The sequence below is a fragment of the Legionella sainthelensi genome, from assembly GCF_900637685.1.
GTDB lineage: Bacteria > Pseudomonadota > Gammaproteobacteria > Legionellales > Legionellaceae > Legionella > Legionella sainthelensi.
Genome location: NZ_LR134388.1, coordinates 2,722,467 through 2,735,148, shown reverse-complemented (window position 1 = coordinate 2,735,148; position 12,682 = coordinate 2,722,467). Strand labels below are relative to the sequence as shown.

Sequence of the window (12,682 nt, the reverse complement as noted above, 5' to 3'; positions counted from 1 at the left end):
ATTTTTTTGCTACCCAAACAAAAATTCGTTATGATGAGTTCGATTAATTTGTGGAAGGAACGCGTTTTTTATGGAAGGAGAAACATCACCTGCCAAAAATAAAAAAAAAATGGTGATCTCTAAATATTGGCGAGAGCGATTTCCATCAGAGAACTTTTTAGGGTTGATTATTATTTTAATTACTCTAGTTGCTTTGTTGTGGTTTTATTTTGCCCATAAAAAACCGAAAGATATTGGCCCCAAACCCATACCTATAGTTGCTGGGGTTTCTACAACTCGCGATGTGCCAATTTACCTTTCTGCTCTAGGGACAGTGACACCCATTTACACCGTGTCTGTTCAATCCCAAATTAATGGCATATTAATGAAAGTGCTCTTTAAAGAAGGTCAATTAGTCAAAAAAGGACAGTTATTGGCACAAATTGATCAACGTCCCTATGAAGCATTGCTGACTCAATATGAAGGAAACTTAAAAAGAGATTCAGCATTGTTGGCCAATGCAAAAATTGATTTAAAGCGTTATCAAAAATTATGGCAGGAAGATTCAATTTCACAGCAAACATTAGCGACTCAGCAAGCCTTAGTAGAGCAATATGAAGGCAACGTTAAATCGGATTTAGGTTTAATTCAGAGTACTAAAATTAATCTCATTTATTGCAATATCACTTCACCAATTGATGGACGAATTGGATTACGATTGATTGATCCTGGCAATATTGTGCAAATATCAAATACACAAGCTATCGCTGTGGTTACTACTATGGATCCAATTACGGTGATTTTTCCTATTGCAGAAGATTATGTTCCGCAAATAGCTCCAAAAGCATATGGCGACAAACAAATGGAAGTTAAGGTTTATGACAGACAACAAGAACATTTACTTGCAACAGGAACGTTGTTAGCTTTAGATAACCAAATCAGTACAACTACCGGAACAGTAAGACTAAGAGCTGTTTTTAATAATGAGAAGAAAAAATTATTTCCTAATCAGTTTGTCAATGTGAAAATCCTGGTTGATACATTACATGGCGCCACTATTGTACCAACAGCAGCTGTCCAACATACAACGACAGAAGATTTTGTTTATATTATTAATTCAAATAATACCGTAGCAACTCAAAAAATTGTGTTAGGCCCCACAAGTGGTGATGATACAGTGATTAAAAGTGGCTTATTACCTGGACAAAAAATTGTAATTAATGGGGCTGATAAATTAATTAACGGATCTAGGGTGCTGATACAAGCGGAGCACCCTAAAGACGTATCCGTTAAAACAGCCAGTATAGCCGTTTCTCTATTGGGGTGACATGAGTATTTCTGGCCCATTTATCGTAAGAGCAATATCAACTTCATTATTAATGTTTGCTATCTTCCTTACAGGGGCCTTATCGTACAAGTTATTACCTGTTTCTGCTTTACCTGAGGTTGAATATCCAACGATTCAAGTGTCTACATTCTATCCTGGTGCAAGCCCAGATGTGATGAGCACAACGGTAACTGCGCCACTTGAACGCCAATTTGGTCAAATGCCTGGACTGGACCAAATGACATCAAATAGTTCAACAGGCTCCTCGATTATCACCTTGCAATTCAATTTGGACATGAGTCTTGATGTGGCTGAGCAAGAAGTGCAGCAAGCTATTAATGCTGCGAGTAGTTACTTGCCTACGGCTCTTCCCAATCCGCCGATATACAGTAAAGTAAATCCCGCAGACACACCTATCCTAACTTTGGCCTTAACTACAAATACGCTGCCTTTAACAAAAGTAGAGGATTACGCAGAAACACGCCTTGTTCCTAAAATTTCCCAATTATTAGGTGTTGGTTTAGTCAGTATAGGGGGAGGGCATAGGCCAGCAGTGCGCATCCAAGCAAATCCTGATGCTTTATCTGCATATGGATTAACAATGGAAAATGTACGAACTTTAGTGATGGCGTCTAATGTAAATGCAGCAAAAGGGAATTTTGATGGGCCAAGGTTGGCCTATACAATTAATTCCAATGATCAATTATTATCTGCTGCTGATTATCGGCCATTAATCATCGCTTACCAAAACGGAGCTCCGGTTCGTTTATCTGATGTGGCCCGTGTTATTGATGGCTCAGAAAACGATATGCAAGCGGCATGGATGAATAAAGAGCCTGCGATCATCATTAACATACAGCGCCAACCAGGAGCTAATGTTATCGAAGTAGCTCAACGCGTCAAAAAACTACTCCAGCAAATGCGGGTAGCAATTCCTGCGGGTGTGGATGTAAAAATACTTACCGATCGTACCACTAGTATTCGTGCTTCTGTAGAAAATGTCCAATTAGAATTGCTTTTGTCAGTAGTATTAGTGGTGATGGTGATTTTTTTGTTTTTGCGCAAACTTTCCGCAACTATTATTCCTAGTATTTCAGTACCATTAGCTCTTGTAGGTACCTTGGGGCTCATGTATTTGCTCGGTTTTAGTTTAAATAACCTCACCTTAATGGGATTAACCATAGCTGCGGGTTTTGTAGTCGATGATGCAATCGTCATGATTGAAAATATTATGCGTTATATTGAGATGGGTGAAAAACCTATAGATGCTTCGCATAAAGGAGCTGCTCAAATTGGCTTTACCATTATTTCATTATCCATTTCTCTTGTTGCCGTATTAATTCCCTTACTTTTTATGGGAGATGTAGTCGGGCGGTTATTTCGTGAATTTGCACTGACTTTAACCATAACCATTGCGATTTCAGCTTTTGTCTCTTTAACGTTGACTCCTATGCTTTGCTCTCGAATTTTAAAACCTCATAGTGAAAGTCATGTAACACGGTTAGAGCAGTTTTTAGAGAATAAGTTAAATTATCTTGTTGATTATTATAAAATTTCTCTAAGATGGGTTCTTTCGCGACAAACATTAATATTATTGGTTTTTTTTATTACCGTAATCATCACCAGTATTTTATTGTATCTTATCCCTAAAGGGTTTTTTCCTATTCAGGATACTGGGGTTATCCAGGGAGTTTCTGTAGCATCCGACTCTGTTTCTTTTAAAGAAATGGCTAATCGTCAGCAAGCTTTAGTAGAAGCAGTACTTTCTGATCCTGCTGTAGAAAATGTTTCTTCATTTATTGGCATAGATGGCACTAATGTTACCTTAAATAATGGACGCATTTTAATTAATTTAAAACCTTTAGAGGAACGTCTTGGTGTAACCGAGGTGATGAATCGTTTGCGGTCTAAAGTTCAGCAGGTTGTAGGAGCAACTTTATACATGCAACCAGTGCAAGATCTAACAATAGATACACTAACAAGCCGTACTCAATTCCAATACAGCATTAGTGCCCCTGATAAGGAAGAAGTTACAAAATGGTCCAATTTAATGTTAGAAAAAATGCATCAAATCCCCATTTTGAAAGATGTGAATACAGATCAACAAAATAATGGTTTGGTGACTGCAATTGATATTGATAGAGATACTGCATACAGACTTGGAATTACCATGCAGATGATAGATGATACTTTATATGATTCTTTTGGGCAGCGACAAATATCCATTATGTTTACTCAACGTAACCAGTATCGGGTTGTGTTGGAAGTGTTCCCTTCGTTACAAAGAGAATCAGTTGCTTTTGACAACATCTATATTAATTCTACGATAACAACTACGCCAAACAGCACTGTAACTACTGCTCCTGTACCTACCTCTCCTACAACGTCTTATAGAGTGGCAAATCCATCAGTAGCGAGTTCACTAAATCTTGGGTCTACCACCGGAGTTAGCATCAGTGGTTCCGTTCCCATTAAAACTTTTGCCAATTTGAAACACAAAGTAGCCCCATTAGTAATTGCTCATAAGGATCAATTTCCCTCGGCAACACTCTCATTTAATCTTGCTCACAATGCTTCACTAGGAGATGCTGTAACCCAGATAGAGGCCGCTAAGAACAGTCTGGGTCTGCCATTGAGTGTAGAGGCTGATTTTCAAGGAACAACAAAAAGCTTCCAAAAATCACTTGCCAATGAAGGTTGGTTGGTATTTGCTGCTATTATAGTTGTCTATATTATCTTGGGTGTGCTTTATGAAAGTTATATTCACCCGTTAACCATTTTATCTACTTTACCTTCTGCATCAATGGGAGCATTACTCGCGTTATATCTCTCAGGAAATGAATTAACCATTATTGCTTTGATTGCAATTATTTTATTGATTGGTCTTGTTCTAAAAAATGCGATTATGATGATTGATTTTGCGCTTGAGCAGGAACGTGAATACCAACGTAAACCTAAGGACGCAATTTATGAAGCAGCTTTATTGCGTTTTAGACCAATTTTAATGACTACGATGGCCTCCATGCTTGGTGCAATTCCTTTAGCTTTAAGTCATGGGATAGGAGGTGAATTGCGTCGTCCTCTGGGTATCGCTATTATTGGTGGTTTAATTGTGAGTCAGTTAATTACTTTATATACAACTCCTATCATTTATCTTACTTTTGATCGTATATCGCGTAAGGTAATGGGGCAGGGTAAACACAATCCCAGTGTTCCGGAGGCCGGATTGTGAATTTATCATCTGTATTTATTAAGAAACCTATAGCAACTATTTTGTTAGCACTAGGATTAAGTTTTGCCGGAATTCTTGCCTTTGATTTATTGCCTGTAGCGCCATTACCTCAGATTGATTTTCCAACTATCACTGTTCAAGCTCAGCTACCCGGAGGGAGCCCAGAAATCATGGCAACTTCGGTTGCAGCACCGCTAGAACGACAGATAGGGCGAATCGCAGGAATTTCTCAGCTTACCTCTTCAAGTACTTTAGGACAAACAAGCATTATCGTACAATTCGATTTGTCGCGTAATATTGATGGGGCAGCACGCGATATCCAAGCAGCGATTAATGCCGCAATGAGTCAGTTACCTACAAATTTAACCAACAATCCTACCTATCGCAAGGTGAACCCAGCTGATGCCCCGATTATGATTCTTGCATTAACCTCGGATAAGTTTACTCCAGGACAACTATATGATGTGGCATCGACTCTGTTACAACAGAAAATTTTGCGTATTGAGGGTGTAGGGCAGGTCAATGTGGGGGGAAGCTCATTACCAGCGGTGCGAGTTGAAATAAACCCTACTGCTTTAAATAAATACGGAATAGGACTCGGTCAATTAGGCACAATAATCGCAGATGCGAATGTGAATTTGGCAAAGGGACAGCTCGTTCATGATCAGACTGTTTCAGTGATTAAAAGTAATGATCAGATGCTCAAGGCCTCAGAATATGCCCCCCTGATTATTAGCTACTTTAATAACGAACCTGTGCGTTTATCAGATGTAGCTCATGTTTATGATTCTGTTGCTGACGTACATACGGCAGGTTTAGCAAATGGAAAGCCCGCGGTGCTCCTGGTTTTATTTAAACAACCAGGGGCAAATGTAATTAAAACCGTCGATCGCGTAAGAGAAATTTTACCGCAACTTGAGGCTTCTATGCCAAAAAATGTTCAATTAAATATTTTAATGGATAGAACATCAACAATTCGCACTTCCTTGCATGACGTAGAGCTTACTTTACTTATTTCCATGTGTTTGGTTATTTTTGTCACATACCTTTTTCTTGGCAGCTTCAGGGCAATGATGATCCCAGGCATTGCTGTACCACTGTCTTTGCTTGGAACTTTTGCTGTTATGAAATTATTAAATTACAGTCTTGATAATTTATCACTCATGGCTTTAACCATTTCTACGGGATTTGTGGTCGATGATGCGGTCGTGGTATTAGAAAACATTTCTCGCCATATTGCCCTGGGTAAAAAACCATTGCAAGCCGCTTTTGATGGCTCAAGAGAAATTGGTTTTACGGTGCTCTCCATTAGTATTTCTTTAATTGCGGTATTTATTCCAATTTTGCTTATGGGGGGAATTGTCGGTCGCTTGTTTCGTGAGTTTGTGGTAACTCTATCCATCGCAATACTCATTTCACTTGTTATTTCATTGACATTGACTCCCATGATGTGCTCCCGAATGTTGCATGACAATGAGGGCGAGCAAAGTAATTTTTTTATGCGTTTTACCGAGCGTATACGGTTGCGTTATGCTAAAGGCTTACATTGGGCCTTATTTCATCCAAGATTTATGTTGGTTCTTATGTTGGGCACGATTATCCTAACTGTTTATCTGTTTATTATTATACCCAAAGGTTTTTTTCCTCAACAAAATACAGACAGGATCGCAGGTACTTTGCGAGCAGATCAAGATATCTCTTTTCAAGCAATGAGAAAAAAATTAAGCCAATTTGTTGCAAAAATTAACGACGACACAGCTGTAGCAAATGTCGCAGCATTTATTGGAAGTGGCCCAGGGAATAACACAACGAATACGGGCACCGTATTTATCATGCTAAAACCACCAAAAGTTGATAGTCCTACGAGTGAGCAGGTCGTCGGTCGGTTGCGAAAAGAATTGTCTTCAATTACTGGGGCAACTTTATATATGCAATCAGCCCAAGACTTAACTATTGGCGGTCGAGCTGCTGCAGCCCAATTTCAGTACACGGTATCTGCTGATAATTTACAAGATCTCGCGATTTGGACTCCTCGCATCATGGAACAATTATCAAAAATTCATGGGATTGTTGATTTGAATAATGATCAACTTAATCACGGCTTACAAACTTATGTCAACGTCGATCATGATACGGCATCGCGTTTTGGGATTACGCCGCAAGAGATTGACAGAGTGCTTTATCATGCTTTTGGACAAAGCCAGATTTCAGTGATGTACATGCCAATGAATCAATATTTTGTAGTCATGAATGTCGCTCAGAAATATTGGCAATATCCTTCTGTTTTAGATGAAATTTATGTCAAATCTGCGGCGGGATATGAGGTTCCTTTATCTGCATTTGCTGAGTTTAAGCCAGGCTCTACTTTATTATCTGTAAATCACCAAGGTCTGGCACCCGCGGCAACATTTTCATTTAATTTAATTCCAGGGAGTTCTCTGGGGGGCGTAGTAAATAAAATTACCGCTATGATTAATAAATTAAATTTACCACCCACCATGCGTGGCGCATTTCAAGGTACTGCACAAGCATTTCAAGAGTCTTTTGCAAATGAAAAATTTTTGATTTTAACTGCTATCCTAGCTGTTTATATTGTACTTGGAATGCTTTATGAAAGCTTGGTTCATCCTATAACAATTTTGTCTACTTTGCCTTCGGCTGGGGTTGGTGCATTATTGGCATTATTATTATTCAAGTCTGATCTGAGCATCATCGCGCTCATCGGAATGATTCTTCTGATTGGAATTGTGAAAAAAAATGCCATTATGATGATTGATTTTGCTTTGGAAGCGGAGCGTTTGGAGAATAAATCTCCACGTGATGCGATCTATGAAGCAGCGCTATTGCGTTTTCGTCCCATTATGATGACTACAATGGCCGCTATACTAGGTGCTATGCCACTAATCATTGGTTTTGGTGTTGGTTCTGAGTTACGTCGTCCCCTGGGTATTGCGATAGTAGGGGGGTTAATTATGAGTCAATTATTAACCCTCTATACTACACCGGTCATTTATTTAACAATGGACACTGCAGGAATTAAGGCTCGTAATTTTATGAAACGGTTTAAATTAAGAGGTGCCTATGGACACTCATAATCTTTACAACCAGGGAAAGGCGAAGTTTAACTTAGGAATAGAGTGTTATCAAAAATCCCATATCACTTCGATTCGATATTTTCTGTTTAAAAAGTGTACGATTTTAACCTTAGGATTATTTCTACTGACATCATGTATGGTTGGCCCTAATTATGTTCCTCCAAAATTAGTCGTTCCACCGCAATTTAAAGAAGCCAAAGGTAAAAAAGCCATAGGAGTTAAGCGTAAAGATTGGAAGCCTATTCAACCTCAGGATGATGTAGAACGGGGACAATGGTGGAAGATATTCAATGATCCTGTATTAAATGAATTGGAGGAGCAGCTGTATCATTACAACCAAAGTATTGTTAGTGCAGAAGCTAATTTCAGCCAATCACTGGCGATTGTAGATCAAGCCCGCGCTAGTTTATATCCAACATTAATAGGTGCTGGCAGCTTATTTAGGCAGCGGCAAGCTGGAGGATCTACAACAATTATCAGCTCTTCAGGATCGAGTGAAGGGACGGCAACAACCAATATTGTACCTGTAGCAAATACAACAACCATTTATACTGGATTTTTGAATGCAAATTGGGAGCCTGATATTTGGGGTTTAGTGCGTCGAACCATTGAAGCGAATCTTTCCTTAGCTGAATCTAATGAAGCTTTAATTGGTGTGACCCGTTTATCAGCTCAAGGTGCTTTAGCACAATATTATTTTGAACTTCGTACCTTGGATAAAAGTCAAAAATATTTAAATGAAACAGTAATTGCTTATCAAAAATTGCTCCAGTTTACACGCAACCAATATGCCTCTGGTGTAGCTTCTCGTGCTGATGTAGTGCAAGCACAAATTCAGCTTGAGACAGCTCAAACCTCGGCGATTAATAATGGTATTTTACGGGGTCAATATGAGCATGCCATTGCCGTACTTATGGGAAGACCACCTGCTTATTTTTCATTAAAACCAGCAATTTTAAAATTGAAGCCGCCTGCAATCCCTCTGCAAGTGCCCTCTGAATGGCTGGAGCGTAGGCCGGATATCGCACAAGCGGAGCGATTGGTACAACAAGCAAGTGCATTGATTGGAGTGGCTATTGCAGCTTACTTTCCAACTTTGACCTTAACCGGTACTACAAGTGCCGCAGGTCATAGCTTTCATCAGTTGCTTCATAAACCATCAATTAGTTGGTCTGCTGGAATGCAAATAGCGGAGACTATATTGGACGGTGGGTATCGAGCAGCAGGAGTTCGAGCAACAAAAGAACAGTATCTGGCGCAAGTTGCCAATTACCGCCAAGTGGTACTCAATGCATTTCAAGATGTTGAAGATAATCTTATTGCCTTGCGTCTTCTGGAGCAGCAAAGCATTGTGCAAGATAAACAAACAGCTGATACAATTTATGCACTTAAACTTATTAAAAATCAATATAAGGCAGGAACTTTGCCATATTCTAATATACTTACTGCCCAGATTAGCGCACTAGCAGCAGAACAAGCAGCGACACAGATAGATGGGTTGCAAATGGCATCAGCAGTGGGGTTAATTAAATCACTAGGGGGTGGTTGGGTAGCAAATACGGCGTTACCCTCTAAAATAAAAAATGAAAAAAGATAGCTACTTTTGGGCAATGTAAAGCCTATTATCACCTAGCAACATTCTGAAAAGTAAAGAAATTTTATTATTGCAGGGTTGACCAATGTAATTGACTTCAGTTTATTAACGAGATATTATGATTAATAATTACTCATGGTGAGGAATTTATGCTTGGATTGGCAGCCTTAGATGATTTATCTTATGTACTAGATAGTAGTAACGATCTGCCTGAGGATTTTTGTTTTTCTGGTGAGTTAAGACGAGCTATTGTAACTTACAACAAAAAACCGGGCTTTTTTAAGCCCTATCTAAATGCCAAAGAATTTGCTGATGGAATGATTGCCCCAGTTGTTTATCCACTAGGATTAGCCTTTTTGGGAACAATCGGGACGCTTGTTAGCGCCATTGCGCCTTCTATTTGTGTGGGGAGTTTGCTTTTTGCACTCGGCGCTGCAGCCTTTGGTGCTTCAGATCTTAGTGAAAATGCTCTAGATGTTGCTGCACTTTCTTTATATGTTACGGGTTATGCACTGGTTTTATCTACAGCAAGTTTTTTATTGGCGATTCTTAGTATTCCTTGCTCATTAGCTACTCTAGGGACGCGTACTCTTTCTACTGTAGGTTCACAGATCATTGATTGTATGAATGATAATATAACAACTGAAAATAAAAGTATCTTTTTAAAGGCTTAGTAAAATCAACGCATATCCATTGAGAAGAAAATAATAAGCGCAACACTTTTTAATGCTTAGGGGGAGATTGTGCCAGCGTTTACCCGTTTATGTAAAAATGTCCATATTAGTGTAGCTCATAATACAGTGACTCTATATGTTCCCAAAACAGTACCTTGGTATTCTTTGTATCAGCAAATTATGCGATCAAATTATTATGACTCCACTCAATCTATACTAAAACCTATATGGCCCTTACAGATATATAATCCCTTTGATCCGGAAGATCCTTTTGTTAAAAGGCTATCACCGGTGCAACCTGTGCATCGCGAGTATCCAGATCATGAATATTATCATGATGATGCTTTAGACAGAGACATTACTCATTTTCATATGAAATTTACTAGAAATATTAGTGCCCCAGATTTTGATGTTTTTTTAACTATTTTAGTTGAGAAAAATATAATTGATAAAAATGAAAAGGAGGCTTGCTTTATTTCGTTTATACATGCAAGTCAAGAGGCGGTTTCGACGTTTTATGATGAGTTGGCTGTAGTTCAACTGAAAGCACTTGCATTGAGTGAAAAAGCTAAAGTCAATCCTCAAATGTACCAGAAAGCTGCAGAGGCTGCTGTAGAACTTTATGATACTTTAAAGAATGAAGCAAAGATTTACTTCAATAACAAAAATGCACGAAGTTATGAGTTATTTCGTGTCAACTGTAAAAATGCCATAAAAAAAGCATCAATTGAACTCGAAAATCATCGTGGTTGGGGCGATGTATTACTTAATGTTACCGCAGCTATTCTTGGTTTAGGGGTTCTTTATGCTGTTGCTCTAGGAATTAATTATGCGTGGACTCATGGAGAGCATTTGTTTTTTCATTGTGATACGGATTCTATAAAAAAAATTAAAAAGCTCGAAGAAGCTCAGTCAGCATTATTGAGGATTTAATAGGTGCTTTTTTGACATGAGATTTTTCGCTGTGTGCTTTGTATGAATCATATAACACTCTATTTTAACTTGAGTTCGGAAGCGGAGATGGATTTACTTCGTTTCCTTCATGCGCTCAGGTTATTCTATTGTTTCAGGTACTAAATTGAATCAAGCTCTATTTTCGAGTACCATGCAGTATCATTTAGAATCTCACGAAATTGATTAAAATATGTCTAAAACTAAAATTCTTGTTGTTTGGTCAAATTATTACGAAGAACTTGCTGAAAAACAATTAGCTAGTTGTTGCGATTTGTTAAAAGCATCTGACTATGAATATCAAGTCGAGACAATAACTGCAGGAACTTATGAAATTCCAGCAGTTATTCAGTATTATCATAGCCATAACCCATTTGATGGTTACATTCCCTTAAGCTTATTACTAAAGGGAAAAACAGATCATTATGAGTTTATTTGGGAGCACGTTAAAGAGTGCTTTATTCAATTTGCTATGAACGGGTTAATGATTGGTAATGGTATTATTTCTGCTCCTAGCATGGAAATATTACGGGAACGTGTTGAAAATGGCGAAAGAGTAAGAGAAGCGTTCCAAGCAATTACGTACCTCATGCAACTTACAAAAAATAAATCTTAATCAATGGCAAAAATTTTAATTATTTCATCTTGCATCCATAAGGAACTATCAGCTCTGCAACTTTCTTACTGCATTGAGGTTGTTAAAGGTTCTAATTATGAGTATCAAATTGAGTCATTCCCAGCTGGAACTTATGAGATTCCTTTCGTTATCAATACATATCAGAAAAAAAATCCATTTGACGGTTACATTGCTTTAGGACTGCTTTTGAATTCAAATAGAGAGCACTATAATTATATTATGTCTCATATTAATACTTGTTTTACCCAATTTGCATTAAATGATGTTATTGTAGGTAACGGAATTATTTCAGGATGCGATCTGGATGATTTATCTAATAAAGTAAATAGTTCTAATCCTTGTTTTTCAGCTTATGCATCAGCATTTAATGCAGTTGATTATTTGATCCAACTAAAAGAGCGGATTTTTTAAAACAAAGGACCATAGTCATGTTTCAATGGTTAAAAGCATGGCGGCAAAAACGGATTATTCGATACTCTCTTATCAATGAAGCTGAGTGGAATAATGCATTTCAGCATTTATCGCTACTTCAGCGCCTAAGTAAACAGGAAAAAATAAAGCTTAAGCAGTTAGCAATTTTATTTCTTCATTACAAATCATTAGAGGGAGGCAATAATTTTCAGGTCAGTACAGCAATGCAAGTAAGTATCGCATTGCAAGCTTGTCTCTTGATTTTAAACCTCGGGTTAGATTGGTATGCTGATTGGGTTTCCGTAATAATATATCCCGAAGCTTATTCTCGGCAAAATAAAGTGCTTGATGAATACGGTATCGAACATCTGGGAGATGCTCATTTAAGTGGTGAATCATGGCAGCGCGGTCCAGTAGTTCTGTCGTGGAATGATGTTCTGCATCATGGAGGGACTGATGGGCATAATGTAGTGATCCATGAGTTTGCACACAAGCTAGATATGCAAAATGGCAGGGCAAATGGATTTCCTCCACTACATAAGGGTATGTCCGCTTTGCAGTGGGCAACTGAATTTAATAATGCCTATAATGATTTTATCAAGCGCATACAACAAAATGACTCTATCCCCATTAACCATTATGCTTCTACATCCCCAGCTGAGTTTTTTGCGGTCTTAAGCGAATTATTTTTCGAAAAGCCTGAAATTATCAGACATTATTATGCAGAAGTGTATCAGTTGATGGTTCAATTTTACCGTCAAGATCCACTTATAACTAAATAA

General features: G+C 38.2%; 9 protein-coding genes. All 9 read left to right on the top strand.

Annotated elements, in window-relative coordinates; all coding sequences use genetic code 11:
* Window positions 1–70: 70 nt before the first annotated feature.
* The 9 genes from EL220_RS12115 (at window position 71) to EL220_RS12075 (ending at window position 12,682) form a co-directional block, all read left to right on the top strand.
* The gene (locus EL220_RS12115) at window positions 71–1,306 is read left to right on the top strand and encodes an efflux RND transporter periplasmic adaptor subunit (protein WP_027270232.1); all 1,236 of its coding nucleotides are present in this window, start codon (window positions 71–73) and stop codon (window positions 1,304–1,306) included.
* Window position 1,307: 1 nt separating this feature from the next.
* On the top strand, window positions 1,308–4,538 hold the full coding sequence (locus tag EL220_RS12110) for an efflux RND transporter permease subunit (RefSeq protein WP_027270231.1): 3,231 nt from the start codon (window positions 1,308–1,310) through the stop codon (window positions 4,536–4,538).
* The gene (locus tag EL220_RS12105; protein WP_027270230.1) at window positions 4,535–7,633 is read left to right on the top strand and encodes an efflux RND transporter permease subunit; all 3,099 of its coding nucleotides are present in this window, start codon (window positions 4,535–4,537) and stop codon (window positions 7,631–7,633) included. Before EL220_RS12110 ends, EL220_RS12105 begins: the two co-directional genes overlap by 4 nt.
* Complete coding sequence (locus EL220_RS12100) at window positions 7,620–9,230, top strand: efflux transporter outer membrane subunit (protein ID WP_027270229.1); 1,611 nt, start codon at window positions 7,620–7,622, stop codon at window positions 9,228–9,230. Before EL220_RS12105 ends, EL220_RS12100 begins: the two co-directional genes overlap by 14 nt.
* A 146-nt stretch (window positions 9,231–9,376) precedes the next feature.
* Window positions 9,377–9,901 carry a hypothetical protein gene (locus EL220_RS12095; protein WP_027270228.1) on the top strand — a complete coding sequence of 175 codons (525 nt, stop codon included), beginning with the start codon at window positions 9,377–9,379 and terminating at the stop codon, window positions 9,899–9,901.
* A 69-nt stretch (window positions 9,902–9,970) separates the two neighbouring features.
* Complete coding sequence (locus EL220_RS12090; RefSeq protein ID WP_232002426.1) at window positions 9,971–10,834, top strand: hypothetical protein; 864 nt, start codon at window positions 9,971–9,973, stop codon at window positions 10,832–10,834.
* Window positions 10,835–11,045: 211 nt separating this feature from the next.
* Window positions 11,046–11,468, top strand: a complete 423-nt coding sequence (locus EL220_RS12085) for a 6,7-dimethyl-8-ribityllumazine synthase (RefSeq protein ID WP_027270226.1) — start codon at window positions 11,046–11,048, stop codon at window positions 11,466–11,468.
* A 3-nt stretch (window positions 11,469–11,471) separates the two neighbouring features.
* Window positions 11,472–11,900: a 6,7-dimethyl-8-ribityllumazine synthase gene (locus EL220_RS12080; RefSeq protein ID WP_027270225.1), complete on the top strand. Its 429-nt coding sequence runs from the start codon at window positions 11,472–11,474 to the stop codon at window positions 11,898–11,900.
* A gap of 17 nt (window positions 11,901–11,917) precedes the next feature.
* On the top strand, window positions 11,918–12,682 hold the full coding sequence (locus tag EL220_RS12075; RefSeq protein WP_027270224.1) for a M90 family metallopeptidase: 765 nt from the start codon (window positions 11,918–11,920) through the stop codon (window positions 12,680–12,682).

Bases quoted from the DNA above. Each gene is read 5' to 3' on its own strand.
- EL220_RS12115 (WP_027270232.1), top strand. From the start codon at position 71: ATGGAAGGAGAAACATCACCTGCCAAAAATAAAAAAAAAATGGTGATC.
- EL220_RS12080 (WP_027270225.1), top strand. From the start codon at position 11,472: ATGGCAAAAATTTTAATTATTTCATCTTGCATCCATAAGGAACTATCA.
- EL220_RS12110 (WP_027270231.1), top strand. From the start codon at position 1,308: ATGAGTATTTCTGGCCCATTTATCGTAAGAGCAATATCAACTTCATTA.
- EL220_RS12095 (WP_027270228.1), top strand. From the start codon at position 9,377: ATGCTTGGATTGGCAGCCTTAGATGATTTATCTTATGTACTAGATAGT.
- EL220_RS12100 (WP_027270229.1), top strand. From the start codon at position 7,620: ATGGACACTCATAATCTTTACAACCAGGGAAAGGCGAAGTTTAACTTA.
- EL220_RS12085 (WP_027270226.1), top strand. From the start codon at position 11,046: ATGTCTAAAACTAAAATTCTTGTTGTTTGGTCAAATTATTACGAAGAA.
- EL220_RS12075 (WP_027270224.1), top strand. From the start codon at position 11,918: ATGTTTCAATGGTTAAAAGCATGGCGGCAAAAACGGATTATTCGATAC.